Consider the following 19,158-nt stretch of genomic DNA (forward strand, 5'->3'; position numbering starts at 1 on the left):
GGGAGGCGAGAATGGCCGAATTTCATTACAAGACCGATGCCGATGGCATCGCGACCATCACCTGGGACGTGCCAGACAAAAGCATGAATGTCCTCAGCCTGACCGGGATCGAGGAGCTGAACGCCCATATCGACAGCGCGCTTGCGGACGATGCCGTGACGGGCGTGGTCATCACCTCGGCCAAGAAGGATTTCGCGGGCGGGATGGACCTGAATGTCATCGCCCGGATGAAAGAGGAGGCAGGCGACGACCCGGCGCGCGGGCTTTTCGAGGGCACCATGCGGCTGCACGGCCTGCTTCGAAAGATCGAGCGGGCGGGCATGGATGATCGCAACAAGGGCGGCAAGCCGATTGCCGCCGCCCTGCCCGGCACCGCGCTGGGGATCGGGCTGGAACTGCCGCTGGCCTGTCACCGGATCTTTGCCGCCGACAATCCCAAGGCCAAGATCGGCCTGCCCGAGATCATGGTCGGCATCTTCCCGGGCGGCGGCGGCACCACGCGGCTGGTGCGCAAGCTGGGCGCGATGGGCGCCTCGTCCTTCCTGCTGGAAGGCAAGCTGTCGGACCCGAAAAAGGCGAAAGCCGCAGGCCTGATCGACGAGGTCTGCGAGGACCCGGTCGCGGCTGCCCGCGCCTGGGTCTTCTCCGAACCGAACATCGTCAAGCCCTGGGACGAGAAGGGCTACAAGATGCCGGGCGGCGCGCCCTATCACCCGGCGGGCTTCATGACCTTCGTCGGCGCCTCTGCCATGGTGCATGGCAAGACCAAGGGGGTCTATCCGGCCGCCAAGGCCCTGTTGTCGGCGGTCTATGAAGGCGCGCTTGTGCCCTTCGACACCGCGCTGAAGATCGAGGCGCGCTGGTTCACCCATGTGCTGATGAACCCGTCCTCATCGGCGATGATCCGGTCGCTCTTCATCAACAAGGAGGCGCTGGAAAAGGGCGCGGTGCGCCCAGCGGGCGTGCCCGATCAGTCGGTGAAGAAGCTCGGCATCCTCGGCGCGGGCATGATGGGCGCAGGCATCGCGCTGGTCTCGGCCCAGGCCGGGATCGAGGTGGTGCTGGTCGATCAGAGCCAGGGGGCCGCCGACAAGGGCCGCGCCTATACCGAATCCTACATGGACAAGGGCATCAAGCGCGGCAAGGCAACCCCCGAGAAGAAGGCCGAGATCCTCGGTCGCATCACCGCAACCACCGATTATGACGCGCTGAAAGGCGCCGATCTGATCGTCGAGGCGGTGTTCGAGGACCCGGGCATCAAAGCCGAGGTCACGAAGAAGGTGCAGGCCGTGGTGGGCGAGAATTGCATCATTGCAACCAACACCTCGACCCTGCCGATCACCGATCTGGCAAAGGCCGCGGACCGGCCCGAGGATTTCATCGGCATCCACTTCTTCAGCCCGGTCGAAAAGATGCTGCTGGTCGAGATCATCAAGGGCAAGGCCACGGGCGACCGGGCCGTGGCCAAGGCGCTCGATTTCGTGCGGCAGATCCGCAAGACCCCCATCGTGGTCAACGATGCGCGCTTCTTCTACGCCAACCGCTGCATCATCCCCTATCTCAACGAAGGGATCCGCATGGTGGCCGAAGGCGTCTCGCCCGCGCTGATCGAGAACGCGGCCAAGCTCGTGGGCATGCCGCTGGGGCCGCTGCAACTGGTCGACGAGACCTCGATCGATCTGGGCGTGAAGATCGCGAAGGCCACGAAGGCCGCGATGGGCGAGGCCTATCCCGACGGGGCGGTGGACGAGGTGATCTTCTGGCTGGCCGACGAGGGACGCCTGGGCCGGAAGGCCAAGGCGGGCTTTTATGCCTATGACGAGGCGGGCAAGCGGACCGGGCTTTGGGACGGGCTATCGTCGAAATTCCCGCCCGCGGAGGATCAGCCGGATGTGCACGAGGTGCAGCACCGTCTTCTCTTCGCGCAGGTGCTGGAGGCGGTGCGAGCGCTTCAGGACGGCGTACTGATGGACATTCGCGAAGGCGATGTCGGCGCGATCCTTGGCTGGGGCTTTGCGCCCTGGTCGGGCGGGCCGTTGTCCTGGCTCGACATGATCGGGGCCGCAAAAGCGGTCACGCTCTGCGAGGACCTGGCCCAGCGCCACGGCGACCGCTTTGCCCCGCCCGCCCTGCTGCGCGAGATGGCAGAGGCGGGCGAAAGCTTCTATGCGCGCTTCGCGCCCGACGCTCAGGCGGCGTGAATCAGAAGCGCGTCGAGCAGAGGAACGGTCTGCACCATCGGCAGCCGGGGCGGAGTGGCCGCCCCGGCATGCGCGCTTTCCAGCGCCGCGACGATGCGGCGGGCATCGTCCAGCGTGGGGATGACGCCGCAGGTCAGCGACTCGAGGTGAAGTTCGTGCAGGCGGTCGATGGACACCGTCTCGCCCACCTTGCGCGACGGGCAATGCACCAGGGCCGCGCCATTGGCATAGACGATCTCGGGCGACTCGAACGCGATCGAGACGACCGGCACCGACGATCCCAGAAGCGGCGCCGTCCGCCGGATGCCCAGCACGCCGTCGAGGATGCTGGCCGGAAGAAGAACGAACGGATCGCCGTAAATCTCTTCGGCGAGATCGGACTCGATCAGCAGGGTCTGTTCGGGCAAAAGCATCAGCGGCTGCGTGTTGTCGAGCACGCCCTGCGGCACTTCGAGCGGCCAGAGCGGCAGAGGGCAGGCCGTGGGACCGCGCCACAGGAAGCCGCGCTCGACCGACCGGATCGGCTGCGAGCCGCGGTCGAAGGTCAGCACCATGTCTCCGGGCACAAGCGCCTCGACCGGGCGCCAGCCGTCGCGGGTCGCAAGCCGCGTGCCCGCGCTGAACCCGCAGGCAAGCCCGGCCAGGGGCTGCGAGGACGGGTCCGCAAGCCCGCCCTCTTCGGGGACCGGCTGGCTGCCATGAAAGTTGATTCTGAATCCCATTGCGGTTACTCCCCCTTTCTGGGCGGCCATGTTGCCAACGGTTCGGGCAGCGTCGTCACGCCGCCGATGCGGCGCCAATCCGCGAGCGCCATTTGATTTATTCTAAAGTGCAATGCCGACCCCAATTGGGCTCGATCCCGACGGCAATGCGGCACATCCCATCGGGCCGGCGGCGAATTTCCTGCTCCGCCCAAGACTTGTGACCGGACACGAACGAAGGCCGAACGGGAAGATCCCGGTCCGCGCGCAGAAAAACGCGCATCGACTCGCCCGTCGAGACGCTGCCCCCTTCCCTCCGGCGGCGGCTCTGGCCAAGATCGGGCCGGGAAATCGTATCGAGCGAGGGAGGTGGGCCATGGGATGGCTGTCCGATGAAACCGGTCTGGAGAAATGCGCGGCGAACTACGTGCCGCTGACGCCGCTGTCCTTTCTGAAACGCGCGGTGCGGGTCTTTCCCGACCGGGTGGCGCTGGTTTACGGCCAGCGCCGCTACACCTACCGGCAGTACCATGACCGGGTGACCCGGCTGGCCTCGGCGCTGGCGGCGATGGGGGTCAAACCCGGCGACGTGGTGGCGACGCTGCTGCCCAACGTGCCCGCGCAGGCCGAAGCGACCTGGGCCGTGCCCGCCTGCGGGGCGGTGCTGAACACCATCAACATCCGGCTCGACGCCAATACGGTCAGCTACATTCTCGACCATGGCGGCGCCAAGGTGCTGCTGGTCGATCCGCAATTCCTGCCGCTCGCGGCCGACGCGCTGGAGGATATGGAGGGCGAGCGTCCCCTGATCATCGAGGTCGGCGACGACCCCGAAGGGGTGCACGACTTCGGCGACTTCCCGGAATACGAGGACATCCTGGCCGAGGCCGATCCCGATTTCGAGTGGATCCTGCCCGAAGACGAATGGGAAAGCCTCGCGCTGAACTATACCTCGGGCACCACCGGGCGCCCCAAGGGCGTGGTCTATCACCATCGCGGCGCATATCTGAACGCGATGGGCCAGATCGTGAGCTGGCGTCTGGTGATGCATCCGGTCTATCTGACCATCGTGCCGCTGTTTCACTGCAACGGCTGGTGCCACACCTGGATGGTTCCGGCGCTGGGCGGCACTGTCGTCTGCTGCCGCGACATCACCCCCAAAGCCATCTACGACGCCATCGCCGACGAGGGCGTGACCCATTTCGGCGGCGCCCCCATCGTGATGAACATGATCGTCAACGCGAAGGACGAGGACCGGCGCGCCTTCGAGCACACCGTCGAGGTCTTTACCGCCGGCGCCCCGCCCGCCGCCGCGACGCTGGCCGCGATCGAGCCGCTGGGCTTCAACATCACCCATGTCTACGGGCTGACCGAAACCTACGGCCCCGCCACCGAATGCACCTGGAATGCCGAAGCCTGGGACGACCTGCCGACCGAGGAACGTGCCCGGATGAAGGCCCGTCAGGGCGTGGCGATGCCCTTCATGGAAGACGTGACCGTTCTGGACCCGAAATCGATGGAGCAGGTGCCGATGGACGGCCAGCACCAGGGCGAGATCATGTTCCGCGGCAACGGGGTGATGAAGGGCTATCTCAAGAACCCCCGCGCCACCCGCGAAAGCTTTCAGGGCGGCTGGTTCCATTCGGGCGATCTGGCCCATCAATACGACGACGGCTATTTCGAGATCGCCGACCGCGCCAAGGACATCATCATCTCGGGCGGCGAGAATGTCAGTTCGGTCGAGGTCGAGGGTGTCCTGATGCACCATCCCGACGTGCTGTTGTGCGCGGTGGTGGCCAAGCCCGATGAAAAATGGGGCGAGGTGCCCTGTGCCTTCGTCGAATTGAAGGACGGCCATTCGGTCGATGGCGACGCGCTGATCGCCTTCGCCCGCGAACGGCTCGCGGGCTTCAAGACGCCCAAGCGGGTGGTGTTTCAGGACCTGCCCAAGACCTCGACCGGCAAGATCCAGAAATTCGAGCTGAGGAAGATCGCCAAGGCGCTGTGACGCCGCATTCGGTCCGCGGCGGCCACAGGCCGCAAGCGGGCGTTGTCTCATTGTGGGCGGCGGCCGGGTCGGCTATCGTCCGCCCGCAAACCCAGAGAACGTGCAGGCAAGACCGGCCGCCCATGACGGCGCTCAAGAAATTCCAACGCCTCGAAAGCCCTGGCCTCTGGCGCGAAAGCCCCACTGCCCAGCGGCGCGACGTGATCCTGTCCTTCGGCGACGCCTCGCTGGTGGTGTCGGACAGCGCCGAACGGGTGCTGACGCACTGGTCGCTGGCCGCGCTCGAGCGGCTGAACCCCGGCCAGTCGCCCGCGCTGTACTCGCCGGGCGCCGATAGCGGCGAAACGCTCGAGATCGACGACGACCTGATGGTCGAGGCGCTCGAGACCGTGCGCCGGGCCATCGGCCGGGCGCGGCCGCGTCCGGGGCGGCTGCGGATCTGGATCGTCGCGGGGACGCTGGCGGGCCTTGCGGCGCTGGCGGTGTTCTGGCTGCCCGGGGCACTGGTGCGCCAGACCGTGGCGGTCGCGCCGCCCGAGGTGCGCGCCGAGATCGGCCAGGCGTTGCTGGCCCGGATGGCCGACGCGGCCGGAACCCCCTGCGACCGGCCCGGCGGGCAGCGCGCGCTGGACCGGCTGGCCGCGCGGCTGCTGCCCGGCACGGCGCGGACGGTGCGGGTCCTGCCCGGCGGCCTGCCGCGTGCGCTGCATCTGCCCGGCGGGGTGATCCTCCTGAACCGCGCGCTGGTCGAGGATTACGAGGACGTCGCTGCGGTGGCGGGCTTCATCCTGGCCGAGGATGCGCGCGCCGCCCGCTCGGACCCGCTGGCCGATCTGCTGCGCGCCGCCGGGCCCCTGGCCACCTTCCGCCTTCTGACCACCGGCACTCTGCCAGACAGGGCGCTGTCGGCCTATGCCCATGACGTGCTGGTGGCGCCCGAAGCCCCGCTGCCAGAGGCCGACCTGCTGGCGCGCTTCGCGGCCGCCGGTCTGCCCTCGACGCCTTACGCGCTGGCCCGGGACGTGACCGGCGAGAGCGTGCGCGGGCTGATCCAGAATGACCCGTTGCAGGGACGCGAGACCGATGCGCCAATCTCCGATGGCGACTGGCTGAGGCTGCAGGCAATCTGCGGCGGCTGACAGGGGGCGCCCCCGAAAGGCGCTCTCAGCGCTTGGAGGACACGGGCGTATAGCCCGCCCGCCTCAAGACGCTTTGCGCGCGGCCATGGCTTTCGCGGTCGGCGAAGGGACCTGCGAAGATCACCGTGACCAGGTCTCCGTCCGCCATCACCCGGCCTTGCCGTGCCGGCAGACCCAGACGGCGCAGATCGGCCACCGCGTCGCCCGCCGCATCGGCCTCGGTGAAGGCGCCGACCTGAATGTACCGGCTGCCCGCCGAGGGCGGCACCGCGACGGGCGCAACCGCTTGGGGCGGCCGAAGCGCCGGATCGATCAGGCGTTGCGGTACGCGCTCGGTCCAGACCGTCCGCATCTGGGCATCGCCCCAGTCAGTCCTGCGGCCCCGCAGCGGATTGAGCCGGTCGTCTTCCCAGACCGCGCGATAGCCCGGCAGCACCTGAAGCGGCACCGCGCCAACGGGGGCGGACTCGGCCCGGACCGGCGCGGCACCGGGACACCCGAGTCCCAGCGCCAGAACCGCGGCCACGGCCAGACGATATCGCTGATACGGCATGGCACCCTCACCTTTTCGCAAAAAGCGTGACACCGCACCCGGAGGGTGTAAAGACGAAAACCGCTACCGCGTGCCGAACATCCGGTCGCCCGCGTCACCCAGCCCGGGCACGATATAGCCCTGCTCGTTCAGCCGCTCGTCGATCGAGGCGGTAACGATCGGCACATCGGGATGCGCCGCCTTCATCCGGGCAACGCCCTCGGGCGCGGCCAGAAGGCACATGAAGCGGATGTCGTTGGCGCCCGCCTTTTTCAAAAGCTCGACCGCGGCGGCCGAGGAATTTCCGGTGGCCAGCATCGGGTCGACCACGATCACCAGCCGGTCCTTCAGATCCTGCGGCACCTTGAAATAATACTGCACCGGCTCCAGCGTGGTCTCGTCGCGATAAAGCCCGACAAAGCCGACCCGGGCCGAGGGCACCAGCTCCAGCACGCCGTCCAGCAAGCCGTTACCCGCGCGCAGGATCGAAACCAGCACCAGCTTCTTGCCCTCCAGCACCGGCGCGTCCATCGTGCAGAGCGGGGTTTCGATCCGGCGGGTGGTCATTTCCAGCTCGCGGGTGATCTCGTAGGCCAAAAGCTGGCTGATCTCGCGCAGCAGCTGCCGGAACCCGGCGGTCGAGGTGTCCTTGTCCCGCATCAGCGTCAGCTTGTGCTGCACCAGCGGGTGGGTGACGACGGTCAGATGGTCATACATCGGCGGCCTCCAGGCGGGTCTTGAGCTTTGCGCGGGTTTCCGCATCGCAGAAGGCGGCGTCAAGGGCCACCCAGTTCATCGCGGCAAAATCGCTGTCCTCCCAGCCGAAGGTTTCGGCCAGCCGGGCATATTCGCGCCGCATCGTGGTATGAAAGAAGGGCGGGTCGTCGGTCGAGACCGTCAGCTTGACGCCAGCGCGCCTCAGCCGGTCGATCGGATGGGCCGCGAGCGACGGGTAAAGACCCAGCGCGACGTTGGAGCCGGGACAGACCTCCAGCACGGTCCCCGTCTCGGCCAGATGCTCGACCAGCCCCGGGTCCTCGATGGCGCGCACGCCATGGCCGATGCGGTCGACCCGAAGATCCGACAGCGCCTCGCGCACCGAGGCCGGGCCGCTCCATTCGCCGGCATGGACCGTCAGCCCAAGACCGGCCTCGCGCGCCATGTCGAAGGCATAGGCAAAATCGCGCAGCCGCCCGCGGCGCTCGTCCCCCGCCATGCCGAAGCCCACGACGAAATCGCCCGCCGTCTCGGCCGCACAGCGCGCGGCCTCGCGCGCCCGGTCGGGGCCCAGATGGCGGATGCAGGTGACGGTGGCGCGCAGCAGGATGCCATCGCCTTCGGCGCGCTCCGCCGCCTCGCGGATCGCCTCGAGATGCTCGACCCAGGCCGACAGATCGCAGCCGCCGCAAAAGTCGGGAGACAGGAAGGTTTCTAGGTAGATCACGCCTTCGGCCGCCGTCTCTTCCAGCACGGCCGCGGTCAGGCGGGCGTAATCCTCGGGCGTTTTCAGGGCCGAACAGGCGGCTTCGTATATGTCGAGAAACTGCAAGAAATCCGCGTAATAATAAGCGCCTTCGGCATCGAAAATGCGGGAAATGTCCAAGTTTCGTGCCCGGGCCATATCGCGGATCAAGGCCGGAGGCGCGGCGCCTTCCAGATGGTGATGCAATTCGATCTTGGGCAGGTCGGTCACAGGAAACTCCGTCCGGGGCCTTGGGAGGGAACGCCGAGATGCGCCGCCACGCTGGCGCCGATATCGGCAAAGGCGCGAAGACCGGGTGCCCGCGCGCCGACCCCGGCGCCGATGACCGGCACCCGTTCGCGGGTATGGTCGGTGCCGGTCCAGGTCGGATCGTTGCCATGATCGGCGGTGATCAGCACCAGATCGCCGGGCCGCATCCGCGACAGAACGGGCGGCAACGCGGCATCGAACCATTCGAGCGCCCGGGCATAGCCCGCAACGTCGCGGCGATGGCCGTAAAGGCTGTCGAACTCGACGAAATTGGCGAAGGTCAGGCTGCCGTCGGGCGCCTCGTCCATCAGGTCGGCCCAATGGGCCATCAGCTCGGCATCGGGGCCGGTGCGGACCTCGTCGATGCCGCGCATCGAGAAGATGTCGCCGATCTTGCCGATGGCCTGCACCCGCCGCCCGGCCCCCTGAACCCAGTCGCACAGCGTCGGCGCGGGCGGCGTCATGGCATAGTCGTGCCGGCGCGGCGTCCGGACGAAGCCAGTTTCGGCCGTGCCGGTGAAGGGTCGCGCGATGACCCGCCCGATGCGCATCGCATGAAGCCGCGGCGCGATGCCCGCGCAGAGCGCATAAAGCCGGTCGAGCCCAAAGGCCTCTTCATGCGCCGCGATCTGAAAGACGCTGTCGGCCGAGGTATAAAGGATCGGCCAGCCGGTCCGCAGATGTTCGGCGCCGAGCCGCTCGACGATCTCGGTGCCCGAGGCATGGCAATTGCCCAGCGTGCCGTCGGTGCCCGCGATCCGGCGGATCTCGGCAAGAAGATCCTCGGGGAAGGCGGGAAGCTCGCGCGGGAAATAGGTCCAGTCCCAGGGCACCGGGACGCCCGCCAGTTCCCAATGCCCAGAGGGCGTGTCCTTGCCGCGCGACACCTCGGTCGCGGCGCCCCACAGCCCCTGCGGCGCGGCCCCAAGCCCGGGCGCGGTCTGGCCCGAGGCCAGACGACTGGCGGCCCCCAGACCCAGATTGTCGAGATTGTGCAATTTCAATGGCCCGCACCGCCCCGAATCCGCCCGACCTTCGGCACAGGCCTGTGCGATATGGACAAGTGTGTTCGCGCCGGTATCGGGCCGGTCCTCGTTGAAGAACCCGTCGGCATCGGGCGCACCGCCGCAGCCGACGGAATCCATCACCACGAGGAAGGCCCGGCTCATCGCAGAACCCTCCGCTGCACCAGCGGCGGGATCTCGGGCGCGGTGTCGCCCAGGCGGAAGGCCCCCCGCACCCGCGCCGCGACCGCGTCGGCATCGCTGTCGCTGGCCGCGTGGACAATGGCCAGCGGCTCGCCCGGCGCGATCCGGTCGCCCAGCGCCGCCATCTCGGCCAGCCCGACCGCCGGGTTGATCCGGTCGCCCTCGCGCCGCCGCCCGCCGCCAAGGGCCACCACCGCAAGGCCCAGCGCCTCGCCGTCGATGGCCTGAACGATACCGCCCTCGGGCGCCGTCACCTCGCACAGCACCGGCGCGGCGGGCAGCCGGTCGGGCCAGCGCTCAACGAAATCGGCCGGGCCGCCAAGCTCGGCCACCATCTCGCCGAACTTGAGCGCGGCCTCGCCCGACTCGAGCGCCCGGGCGATCCTGAGCGCGCCGTCGGCCGCGTCCTGGGCCAGACCACCCAGCGCCAGCACCTCACCGCCAAGCGCGCAGGTCAGATCCCAGAGCGCAGGCGTGACCCCGGTGCCGGTCAGCGTCTCCATCACTTCGATCACCTCGAGCGCATTGCCCGCCGCGCCGACCAGCGGCTGGGACATGTCGGTGATCAGCGCCGCCGTCATGCAGCCTGCCCCTTGCGCGGTCGCGACCAGCGCGCGGGCCAGATCCTCGGCCTCTTCCATGTCCTTCATGAAAGCGCCCGACCCGACCTTGACGTCCAGCACCAGCGCCTCGAGCCCGGCCGCCAGCTTCTTGGACAGGATCGAGGCGGTGATCAGGTCGATGCTCTCGACCGTGCCCGAGACATCGCGGATCGCGTAAAGCCGCCGGTCGGCGGGGGCGATGTCGCCCGAGGCGCCGACAATGGCGCAGCCCACCTGAGCGGTGATCGCCTTGAGGGTCGCGACCGGCACCTCGCTGCGATAGCCGGGGATCGATTCGAGCTTGTCGAGCGTCCCGCCGGTATGGCCAAGCCCGCGCCCCGAGATCATCGGCACGAAGGCGCCGCAGGCGGCAAGCGCGGGCGCCAGCGCCAGCGACACGCAATCGCCGATACCGCCCGTGGAATGCTTGTCGAGCACCGGCCCCGGCAGGTCCCAGTCGAGCACCTTGCCGCTGTCGCGCATCGCCCGCGTCAGCCCGACCCTCTCGGGGTTGGTCAGCCCGTTCAAGAGTACTGCCATGGCGAAGGCCCCGGCCTGGGCATCCGTGACCGCGCCGGTGGCGAGGCCTTCGGCGAACCAGTGCAGATCCGCGTCGGTCAGGGCCTCGTCATCGCGGACCCGCGCGATAATGCTGCGGGCATCCATGTCAGTTGTCCATATGGGCGGGCGTGAAGGCCCCGGGCAGCAGATCGGCCAGGGTTGCGACCCGGGTGGCGCCGCCGGTCGTGGCCAACGTCACCGGGACCCCGGGCGCAGCGAACTCGGCCAGCTTCTGGCGGCAGCCGCCGCAGGGCGGCACCGGATCCGGGCTGTCGGCGATCACCGCCACCTCGCGGATCTCGCGGCAGCCCGCAGCCACCATCGCGGCAATCGCGCCGGCCTCGGCGCAGGTGCCTTCGGGATAAGCCGCGTTCTCGACATTGCAGCCGGAATAGATCTGCCCGTCCGCCCCCAGGATCGCCGCCCCGACCTTGAAGTTCGAATAGGGGGCATAGGCGTTTTCGCGCACCGCGCGGGCAGCGGTCAGTAGCGGCATGGGGTCCTCCCGTTTCCCGGACAATCTGCGGCGCCGGTGCGGCCGATGCAAGCCCACCCGAAATCGCGACGAATTGGCGCGGCGGGCGGGCGATTGCGCTAACATTCATTCGAGATGGAGTTTCTATCTTGCGCAACTTCAACTCCCTGCGTAACAGAATTGCGCCAGTTACGCGGAGGGAAGGAAAGTCATGTCATATGCCGAGGTCTACGAGCGCTGGAAGGCGGACCCCAACGGCTTCTGGATGGAAGCCGCGGAGGCGATCGACTGGGTGGAAAAACCCTCCAAGGCGCTGTTCGACGAGAATGCGCCCCATTACGAATGGTTCAGCGACGGCATGGTCAACACCTGCTGGAACGCGGTCGACCGTCATGTGGAACAGGGCCGCGGCGAACAGGTCGCGATCATCTATGACAGCCCGATCACCCATACCAAGCGCGAGATCACCTATGTGGAACTGCGCAACCGCGTGGCGACGCTGGCGGGGGCCCTGCGCGACAAGGGCGTGACCAAGGGCGACCGGGTCATCATCTACATGCCGATGATCGTCGAGGCGCTGGAAGCGATGCTGGCCTGCGCGCGTCTGGGCGCGATCCATTCGGTGGTGTTCGGCGGCTTCGCCGCGCACGAACTGGCCGTCCGGATCGACGACGCCAAGCCGAAATGCATCATGGCCGCCTCCTGCGGGATCGAGCCGGGCCGTCTGGTCCACTACAAGCCCCTGCTGGACGGCGCCATCGAGCAGGCCAAGCACAAGCCCGAATTCTGCGTGATCTACCAGCGCGAACAGGAAGTGGCCCAGCTGACCGAAGGCCGCGACGTCAACTGGCACGGCTTCCAATATGGCGTGCAACCGGCAGAATGCGTCCCGGTCGAAGGCAACCACCCAGCCTATATCCTTTATACCTCGGGCACCACCGGCCAGCCCAAGGGCGTGGTCCGTCCGACCGGCGGCCATCTGGTGGCGCTGAACTGGACGATGAAGAACATCTACAACCTCGAGCCGGGCGATGTGTTCTGGGCGGCCTCGGACGTGGGCTGGGTCGTGGGGCACAGCTATATCTGCTATGCGCCGCTGATCCACGGCAACACCACCATCGTTTTCGAGGGCAAGCCCGTGGGCACCCCCGATGCGGGCGTCTTCTGGCGGGTGATCTCGGAACACAAGGTGAAAAGCTTCTTCACCGCGCCGACCGCCTTCCGCGCCATCAAGCGCGAGGACCCGAACGGCGAATATGTCAACAAGTACGACCTGACCGGACTGAAGGCTCTGTATCTCGCGGGCGAACGCGCCGATCCCGACACCATCAAATGGGCCCAGCGCATGCTGGGCGTGCCGGTGATCGACCACTGGTGGCAGACCGAAACCGGCTGGGCCATCGCGGGCAACCCGCTGGGGATCGAGAAACTGCCGGTCAAGATCGGCTCGCCCTCGGTGCCGATGCCGGGCTATGACGTGCATATCCTCGACGAGGGCGGGCACGAGGTCGGGGCGAACACGCTGGGCGCCATTGCGATCAAGCTGCCGCTGCCTCCGGGCACGCTGCCGACCTTGTGGAACGCGCCCGAGCGGTTCGAGAAATCCTATCTCAGCCACTTCCCCGGCTACTATGAGACAGGCGATGCGGGCTACAAGGACGAGGACGGCTATCTTTACATCATGGCGCGGACCGATGACGTCATCAACGTCGCGGGCCACCGGCTGTCGACCGGCGCCATGGAAGAGGTGCTGGCCAGCCATCCCGACGTTGCCGAATGCGCGGTGATCGGCGTCGCGGACGAGCTGAAGGGGCAATTGCCGATGGGCTTCCTGTGCCTCAACGCGGGCTGCACCCGCGACCATGGCGAGATTGTCCGCGACTGCGTCAAGCTGGTGCGCGACCAGATCGGCCCGGTCGCTGCCTTCAAGCTTGCCTGCGTCGTCGACCGCCTGCCCAAGACCCGCTCGGGCAAGATCCTGCGCGGGACCATGGCCAAGATCGCCGACGGGCTGGACTTCAAGATGCCCGCGACCATCGACGACCCGGCGATCCTTGACGAGATCGCCGATGCGGTGAAACGGCTGGGCTACCCGCAAGCGGCCTGAGAGGCGGTCCGCGGGGCCCGGCCTCGGGCCCCGGACTACAAAAAGCACCTGGATTAGAGCCGACGCAGAGACAATCTTGCGTCGGCTCGCGTTTTTTTTACCTTTTGGGTGCTTTTTTCCCCGATCCTGGCCGGACCTGACGAATAGACAGGTTGGTGCTTGGCCGCAGGCGCGATAGTAAGATGGCAATGCAACCCATGCGAGTGTAGTGATGTTGCCGATCCCGGAACGCACCGCCAGTGGGACTGTCGGCGGGGACGATGACTTCGGCCCGGCCGGTCGGGGCATGCTCGCAGAGCCGAGTTTCGCCGGGCGCGGGGCACAGAAACGCGCGGCCATGCTGGGCCACGACATGCGGGCCGCGATCTCGGATATTCTCGGCGGACTGTCTCTGGCCGATCTCGGTCCGCTCGACGCCGATTCCCGGTTACAGCTCAAGCGGGTCCAAAGCGCGGCCGAACAGCTTGCCCGGCTGACCGACGAGACCGTCGCGCTGATGTCTGGCGACGAGGTCGACCGGGCCGAAGTGCCGGTCCATGCCCAGTTGCGCCCGTTCCTCGACCGGATCGCCAGCCGCTGGCGCGCCCATGCCGACGAGCACGGGCTGACCTTCGCACTCGATGCCGATGGCGACCTGCCCGGCATCGTCGGAACCGACCCCGCCGCGCTGGAACGGATCCTGGCGAACGTGATCGGCAATGCGATGAAGTATTCCCCGACCGGAACGGTGCGGCTGCGGGTCCATATGGGTCCGCAGGAATCGCTGTGCCTGCGGGTGCGCGACACCGGCCCCGGCTTTTCCGAGGCGGCGCTGGCGCGGCTTTTCGAATTCGCCGGACGGCCGGTCGAAAGCAGCCGCCCCGGCACCGGGCTGGGGCTTCATATCGTGCGCGATCTGGCACGGCGGGTGCGCGGTCAGCTTCAGGTCGTGAATCTGGCCGAGGGCGGGGCCGAGGTTTCGGTCATCCTGCCGCGCAGCGCCTGGGCGCCGGGGGTGCATGCGCCGGGCGATCTGCATGACCTGCCCGATCTGTCTCGCTGCGACGTGCTGCTGGCCGAGGACAACCCCACGAACCAGCTTCTCATGCGGCAGATGCTGGAAACCCTTGGCGCGCGCTGCACGCTGGTCAAGGACGGACAGGCCGCGGCCGAGCTTCTGGCCGCGCGCCGCTTCGATATTGCGCTGATCGACATCGAAATGCCGCGCCTGTCGGGCATCGACGTGATCCGGCGCCTGCGCACGTCCGAAGGCGACGGCCCCGGTACCGCGGTGCTGGCGGTGACGGCCTTCGTGCTGTCGGCCAATCGCGACCAGATCTATGCCGCCGGCGCCGACGGGATCCTCGCCAAGCCGATCCTCAGCCTCGATTCCTTCGGCGAGGCCATCCTGCGGGTGTTGCGCAAGCGGCCCTGCGGCTGCATGCTGGTTCCGTCCCATGACGCCGCGCCCTTCGACGCGCTGCATCTCGACCGGTTGCTGGCGCTGGCGGGGCCTGAGGACGGGCGCGAGCTTCTGACACGGATGCGCGACGATCTCGAAACCGTGCGCGCCGGCCTCACCGAAGCCCTCGCCCAGGGCGACCGCGCGAAGCTGCGCTCGCAGACCCATGTGCTGATCTCGCTGGCGGGCGCGGTCGGCAATGGCGCCCTGCAGGCGCTGGCCGAAAACCTCAATTCCGCTGCGCGCCAGCCGGACGAGGCCGAAATCGCGCGGCTCTGCCCACGCACCATCGCCAGCATCGGGGAGCTGTGCACCGCCCTTCGGGCCGAATTCGACAGCCGTTACAGCAAGGCAGGCGCATGAGTGTTCCCCCGCTTCTGATGATCGAGGACACGCCGTCCCTGCAGATGATCTACGAGACGGTGCTGCGCAATGCCGGCTACAAGGTGGTGTCCGCCTCGACCGCGGAAGAAGGGCTGGCGGCCTTCCGCGAACTCAAGCCGCCGGTCGTGCTGCTGGACCTGATGCTGCCCGATCGTCCGGGGCAGGAGTTGTTGCAGGAGTTTCTGGCCCTGGCACCCGAAACCCGGGTGATCGTGGTCACCGCCAACGGCTCGATCAACCGCGCGGTCGAGGCGATGCGGGCCGGGGCCTATGAATTCCTGCTCAAGCCCTTCAACGAACAGCGTTTCCTGCACGCGGTCGAAACCGCGCTGGCCGAGCGCGGCGCGGCCAGTGAACCACCGGCCCCCGCCCCGCCGGTCCGGACAACCCCGGAACCGCCGACGGGTTTTGTCGGCAGTTCGCCGCAGATGGTGGCGGTCTACGACCGGATCGCCTCGGTCGGTCGGTCCAAGGCCACGGTCTTCATCACCGGCGAAAGCGGCACCGGCAAGGAGATCTGCGCGCAGGCCGTGCATGCCGCCTCGGCCCGGGCCGACGGGCCGTTCGTGCCGCTGAACTGTGCCGCGATCCCGCGCGATCTTCTGGAATCCGAGGTCTTCGGCCATCTCAAGGGCGCCTTCACCGGGGCGCTGGCCGACAAGCCGGGCGCCGCGGCGGTGGCTGACGGGGGAACGCTCTTCCTCGACGAGATCTGCGAGATGGACATGGGGTTGCAAACCAAGCTCCTGCGCTTCCTGCAGACCTCGACCGTACAGCCCATCGGCGCCTCGCATCCGCGCAAGGTCAATGTCCGGATCGTCTGCGCGACGAACCGCGATCCTCTCGAAGAGGTCCGGCTTGGCCGGTTCCGCGAGGATCTCTACTACCGCCTTCACGTGGTGCCGATCCACCTGCCGCCGCTGCGCGATCGCGGCGAGGATGTCGTCGAGATCGCCCAGGCCGCGCTCGAAAAGCTATCCGCCGAGGAAGAGCGCAGCTTCGACCGGCTCGCCCCCGAGGTGGCGGACCTGTTCCGCCGCCTGCCCTGGCCCGGCAACGTACGTCAGTTGCTGAACGTGCTGCGCCATGCGGTGGTGCTGAACCAGGGCCCCGAGGTCACGCTCGACATGCTGCCGATCGCGCTGCAGCAGGAGCGCGGGCGTCTGGCCGGGCCGGGCTTCAGCCCGCCGCCGGCGACCGGCAGTGCGACGCCGCCGGTCCAGATCGAGGACCTGATCGGCCGGACGCTGGCCGAGATCGAGCAGGTGGTGATCGAGGGCACAATCGCCCGCGAAGGCGGGTCGTTGCCGCGCGCGGCCAAGGTGCTCGACGTGTCGCCCTCGACGCTTTACCGCAAGCGCGAGGCTTGGGCGCGCAAGGACCAGGCGGGCTGACCGGCTCGCAGCGCGACCCCGATTTTTCGCAGAAAAATCGCGCCTGCCCCGGCCGCAGCGCCCTAAAGGAACTGTTCGCGGATCAGCCGCTCTTCAAGCCCGTGGCCCGGATCGAACAGAATCCGGTGCGAAATGGCCGATTCCGACCGGATCTCGACCATGCTCACGACCCCCGCCCCCCGGCTGTCGCCCTCGGCCATGACCGGGCGCTTGGCCGGTTGCAGGACCTCGATCCGGACCGTCGCCCGCTTCGGCAGCAGCGCACCGCGCCAGCGCCGCGGCCGGTAAGGTGCGACCGCGGTCAGGGCCAGAACATCCGATCCGATCGGCAGGATCGGACCATGGGCCGAATAGTTGTAGGCGGTCGAGCCCGCCGGGGTTGCTACCAGCGCGCCGTCGCAGACCAGCTCCTCGAGCCGCACCTTGCCATCGACCGAAATCCTGAGCTTGGCCGCCTGCGGCCCGGCGCGCAGAAGGCTGACCTCGTTGATCGCCAGCGCCTCCACCACTGCGCCATCCGGCCGGGTCGCCTTCAGCCTCAGCGGGTTGAGGATTTCCTCGGCCGCCGCCTCCAGCCGCTCGATCAGCCAGTCCTCGTGGAATTCGTTCATCAGAAAGCCAATGGTGCCGCAATTCATGCCATAGACAGGCAGATCATGCGCTTGCGTCGCATGCAGCGTCTGCAGCATGAAGCCGTCGCCGCCCAGAGCCACGATCACCTCGGCCGCCTCCAGCGCGGTCTGGCCGTACCGGGCCGTCAGCCGTTCCAGCGCGCCTTCGGCGCTCGCCGTTTCGCTTGCCAGAAAGGCGATCCTCGTCCTGCCGGCCATGTTCCTGTCCTTCGCGCGTTTCCGGCCAAGTCTTCGCGCGCGCCGATCGGAAACACAAGGCCCGGCTCCGCCCCGCGCTGCCCCCCCGACCCGCTGAAAACGGGCTTTTGCGATGCCCGGCCTTCCGATAAAACCGCCGTCATCCGGCCCAGGCTGTTTCGAGGAGACCCAAGATGAATGCCCATCACCAAGACAGTGGCTTTTTCCAGGACGACCTGGCCACTCGCGACCCCGAAATCGCCAAGGCCATCGGCCTGGAACTCGGCCGCCAGCGCGACGAGATCGAACTGATCGCGTCGGAAAACATCGTCAGCCGCGCCGTGATGGAGGCGCAGGGCTCGGTGATGACCAACAAATATGCCGAAGGCTACCCGGGCAAGCGCTATTACGGCGGCTGCCAGTTCGTCGACATCGCCGAGAACCTCGCGATCGAGCGTGCCTGCAAGCTGTTCGACGTGGCCTTCGCCAATGTCCAGCCGAACTCGGGCAGCCAGGCCAACCAGGGCGTCTTCACCGCGCTTTTGAAACCCGGCGACACCATCCTCGGCATGAGCCTCGATGCGGGCGGCCACCTGACTCATGGCGCCGCCCCGAACCAGTCGGGCAAGTGGTTCAACGCCGTCCAGTACGGCGTGCGCGAAAGCGATCTCGAGATCGACTACGACCAGATCGCGGCGCTCGCCCAGGAACACCAGCCCAAGCTGATCATCGCGGGCGGCTCGGCCATTCCGCGCATCATCGACTTCAAGCGCTTCCGCGAGATTGCCGACAGCGTGGGCGCCTGGCTGATGGTCGACATGGCCCATTTCGCGGGGCTGGTCGCGGCCGGCCTTTACCCCTCGCCCTTCCCGCATGCCCATGTCGCCACCACCACGACCCACAAGACCCTGCGCGGGCCGCGTGGCGGCATGATCCTGACGAATGACGAGGCGCTGGCCAAGAAGTTCAACTCGGCCATCTTCCCGGGCATCCAGGGCGGGCCGCTGATGCATGTGATCGCGGGCAAGGCCGTGGCCTTCGGCGAGGCGCTGCGCCCGGACTTCAAGACCTATCAGGAACAGGTCATCAAGAACGCCAAGGCGCTGGGCGCGGCGCTGGTCGAGGGCGGGTTGAACCTCGTCACCAACGGCACCGACAGCCACGTCCTGCTGGTCGACCTGCGGCCCAAGGGCGTGAAGGGCAACGCCACCGAGAAGGCTCTGGGCCGCGCCCATATCACCTGCAACAAGAACGGCATCCCCTTCGACACCGAGAAGCCCACGATCACCAGCGGCATCCGTCTGGGCTCGCCCGCCGGAACGACCCGCGGCTTCGGCGAAGAGGAATTCGCCCAGATCGGCCGCTGGATCACCGAGGTCGTGGACGGGCTCGCCGCCAATGGCGAAGAGGGCAACTCCGAAGTCGAGGCCCGGGTCAAGGCCGAGGTCGAGGCGCTCTGCACCCGTTTCCCGATCTATCCCGCGCTCTGAGCTTGCCGTCCAGGCGCCTGCCGAAGGCGTTCTGGACGGGCCTTTCCCGTCCGATGACCGACGGGCAAGTGCCGGACCGGACCTCTGCGACCCTGGCCGTTCTTGCCGGCCGGTCGTCCGATCGGGGTCGGGCTGAACCTTTATTTTAAAACGCCTGCGGCCCTTTCAGGGGCCGCGCCCGTGTCGCCTATTGGCCCAACAAGGCCAGAGGACGCGTGTCACGCGGCGCAACGGCAGTCTCACGACCGACGCTCTGGCCTGTCAGGCGATCCGATCCATCGGCGGGTCGTTGAGGGCAAAATCGGCGCTTAGAAGACGCTGAAGCTTCGGCACGTCCCTCGGCCGACGACACCGGCCGGACCCGCGCCGGAAGG

At 67.7% G+C, this 19,158-nt stretch carries 15 protein-coding genes; 7 read left to right on the forward strand and 8 right to left on the reverse strand.

Annotated features, from left to right (window positions below):
- Positions 1-11 precede the first annotated feature (11 nt).
- On the forward strand, positions 12-2,201 hold the full coding sequence (locus BYZ73_RS17025; protein WP_112316867.1) for a 3-hydroxyacyl-CoA dehydrogenase NAD-binding domain-containing protein: 2,190 nt from the start codon (positions 12-14) through the stop codon (positions 2,199-2,201).
- Here the strand turns inward: BYZ73_RS17025 and BYZ73_RS17030 are convergent.
- Positions 2,189-2,923: a Hint domain-containing protein gene (locus BYZ73_RS17030; RefSeq protein WP_108027159.1), complete on the reverse strand. Its 735-nt coding sequence runs from the start codon at positions 2,921-2,923 to the stop codon at positions 2,189-2,191. The genes BYZ73_RS17025 and BYZ73_RS17030 overlap by 13 nt on opposite strands.
- Before the next feature lie 355 nt (positions 2,924-3,278).
- On the opposite strand from BYZ73_RS17030, the gene BYZ73_RS17035 reads away from it, so the two are divergent.
- Entirely contained in the window at positions 3,279-4,910 is a 1,632-nt protein-coding gene (locus BYZ73_RS17035) for an AMP-binding protein (protein ID WP_112316869.1), read from the forward strand.
- Positions 4,911-5,032: 122 nt separating this feature from the next.
- Positions 5,033-6,049 carry a hypothetical protein gene (locus BYZ73_RS17040; RefSeq protein ID WP_112316870.1) on the forward strand — a complete coding sequence of 339 codons (1,017 nt, stop codon included), beginning with the start codon at positions 5,033-5,035 and terminating at the stop codon, positions 6,047-6,049.
- 25 nt (positions 6,050-6,074) lie between these two features.
- On the opposite strand, the gene BYZ73_RS17045 is transcribed toward BYZ73_RS17040, so the two are convergent.
- From BYZ73_RS17045 to BYZ73_RS17070, 6 genes are all read right to left on the reverse strand, one after another.
- Positions 6,075-6,602: an SPOR domain-containing protein gene (locus tag BYZ73_RS17045; RefSeq protein ID WP_112316871.1), complete on the reverse strand. Its 528-nt coding sequence runs from the start codon at positions 6,600-6,602 to the stop codon at positions 6,075-6,077.
- Between the two features lie 63 nt (positions 6,603-6,665).
- Positions 6,666-7,298, reverse strand: a complete 633-nt coding sequence (gene upp / locus BYZ73_RS17050) for a uracil phosphoribosyltransferase (protein WP_112316872.1) — start codon at positions 7,296-7,298, stop codon at positions 6,666-6,668.
- Positions 7,291-8,274, reverse strand: coding sequence for an adenosine deaminase (locus BYZ73_RS17055; protein WP_112316873.1), 984 nt, complete (start codon positions 8,272-8,274; stop codon positions 7,291-7,293). Before BYZ73_RS17055 ends, upp begins: the two co-directional genes overlap by 8 nt.
- Complete coding sequence (locus BYZ73_RS17060) at positions 8,271-9,482, reverse strand: phosphopentomutase (protein ID WP_112316874.1); 1,212 nt, start codon at positions 9,480-9,482, stop codon at positions 8,271-8,273. The genes BYZ73_RS17055 and BYZ73_RS17060 overlap by 4 nt, the downstream gene beginning before the upstream one ends.
- A complete protein-coding gene (locus tag BYZ73_RS17065) occupies positions 9,479-10,789 on the reverse strand; it encodes a thymidine phosphorylase (RefSeq protein ID WP_112316875.1) in 1,311 nt (436 codons plus the stop codon). Before BYZ73_RS17065 ends, BYZ73_RS17060 begins: the two co-directional genes overlap by 4 nt.
- A 1-nt stretch (position 10,790) precedes the next feature.
- Complete coding sequence (locus BYZ73_RS17070; protein ID WP_108027176.1) at positions 10,791-11,180, reverse strand: cytidine deaminase; 390 nt, start codon at positions 11,178-11,180, stop codon at positions 10,791-10,793.
- 190 nt (positions 11,181-11,370) lie between these two features.
- Here BYZ73_RS17070 and prpE point away from each other — a divergent pair, with 190 nt between their 5' ends.
- The 3 genes from prpE (at position 11,371) to BYZ73_RS17085 (ending at position 16,485) form a co-directional block, all read left to right on the forward strand.
- Positions 11,371-13,266 (forward strand): propionate-CoA ligase PrpE, encoded by a 1,896-nt coding sequence (gene prpE, locus BYZ73_RS17075; RefSeq protein ID WP_108027177.1) that lies wholly within the window; start codon positions 11,371-11,373, stop codon positions 13,264-13,266.
- A 211-nt stretch (positions 13,267-13,477) separates the two neighbouring features.
- Entirely contained in the window at positions 13,478-15,070 is a 1,593-nt protein-coding gene (locus BYZ73_RS17080; RefSeq protein ID WP_112316876.1) for a hybrid sensor histidine kinase/response regulator, read from the forward strand.
- Positions 15,067-16,485, forward strand: coding sequence for a sigma-54-dependent transcriptional regulator (locus tag BYZ73_RS17085; RefSeq protein ID WP_112316877.1), 1,419 nt, complete (start codon positions 15,067-15,069; stop codon positions 16,483-16,485). The genes BYZ73_RS17080 and BYZ73_RS17085 overlap by 4 nt, the downstream gene beginning before the upstream one ends.
- A gap of 62 nt (positions 16,486-16,547) precedes the next feature.
- Here BYZ73_RS17085 and BYZ73_RS17090 read toward each other — a convergent pair whose 3' ends face one another.
- Positions 16,548-17,315 (reverse strand): NAD kinase, encoded by a 768-nt coding sequence (locus BYZ73_RS17090; RefSeq protein WP_108027180.1) that lies wholly within the window; start codon positions 17,313-17,315, stop codon positions 16,548-16,550.
- Between the two features lie 173 nt (positions 17,316-17,488).
- Here BYZ73_RS17090 and glyA point away from each other — a divergent pair, with 173 nt between their 5' ends.
- The gene (gene glyA, locus BYZ73_RS17095) at positions 17,489-18,784 is read left to right on the forward strand and encodes a serine hydroxymethyltransferase (RefSeq protein ID WP_112316878.1); all 1,296 of its coding nucleotides are present in this window, start codon (positions 17,489-17,491) and stop codon (positions 18,782-18,784) included.
- The last annotated feature ends 374 nt before the right edge of the window (positions 18,785-19,158 follow it).

The sequence above is a fragment of the Rhodovulum viride genome, from assembly GCF_003265965.1.
GTDB lineage: Bacteria > Pseudomonadota > Alphaproteobacteria > Rhodobacterales > Rhodobacteraceae > Rhodovulum > Rhodovulum kholense.

Bases quoted from the DNA above. Each gene is read 5' to 3' on its own strand.
- BYZ73_RS17035 (WP_112316869.1), top strand. From the start codon at position 3,279: ATGGGATGGCTGTCCGATGAAACCGGTCTGGAGAAATGCGCGGCGAAC.
- BYZ73_RS17085 (WP_112316877.1), top strand. From the start codon at position 15,067: ATGAGTGTTCCCCCGCTTCTGATGATCGAGGACACGCCGTCCCTGCAG.
- glyA (WP_112316878.1), top strand. From the start codon at position 17,489: ATGAATGCCCATCACCAAGACAGTGGCTTTTTCCAGGACGACCTGGCC.
- upp (WP_112316872.1), bottom strand. From the start codon at position 7,298: ATGTATGACCATCTGACCGTCGTCACCCACCCGCTGGTGCAGCACAAG.
- BYZ73_RS17090 (WP_108027180.1), bottom strand. From the start codon at position 17,315: ATGGCCGGCAGGACGAGGATCGCCTTTCTGGCAAGCGAAACGGCGAGC.
- BYZ73_RS17045 (WP_112316871.1), bottom strand. From the start codon at position 6,602: ATGCCGTATCAGCGATATCGTCTGGCCGTGGCCGCGGTTCTGGCGCTG.
- BYZ73_RS17040 (WP_112316870.1), top strand. From the start codon at position 5,033: ATGACGGCGCTCAAGAAATTCCAACGCCTCGAAAGCCCTGGCCTCTGG.
- BYZ73_RS17030 (WP_108027159.1), bottom strand. From the start codon at position 2,923: ATGGGATTCAGAATCAACTTTCATGGCAGCCAGCCGGTCCCCGAAGAG.
- prpE (WP_108027177.1), top strand. From the start codon at position 11,371: ATGTCATATGCCGAGGTCTACGAGCGCTGGAAGGCGGACCCCAACGGC.
- BYZ73_RS17025 (WP_112316867.1), top strand. From the start codon at position 12: ATGGCCGAATTTCATTACAAGACCGATGCCGATGGCATCGCGACCATC.
- BYZ73_RS17070 (WP_108027176.1), bottom strand. From the start codon at position 11,180: ATGCCGCTACTGACCGCTGCCCGCGCGGTGCGCGAAAACGCCTATGCC.
- BYZ73_RS17065 (WP_112316875.1), bottom strand. From the start codon at position 10,789: ATGGATGCCCGCAGCATTATCGCGCGGGTCCGCGATGACGAGGCCCTG.
- BYZ73_RS17060 (WP_112316874.1), bottom strand. From the start codon at position 9,482: ATGAGCCGGGCCTTCCTCGTGGTGATGGATTCCGTCGGCTGCGGCGGT.
- BYZ73_RS17080 (WP_112316876.1), top strand. From the start codon at position 13,478: ATGTTGCCGATCCCGGAACGCACCGCCAGTGGGACTGTCGGCGGGGAC.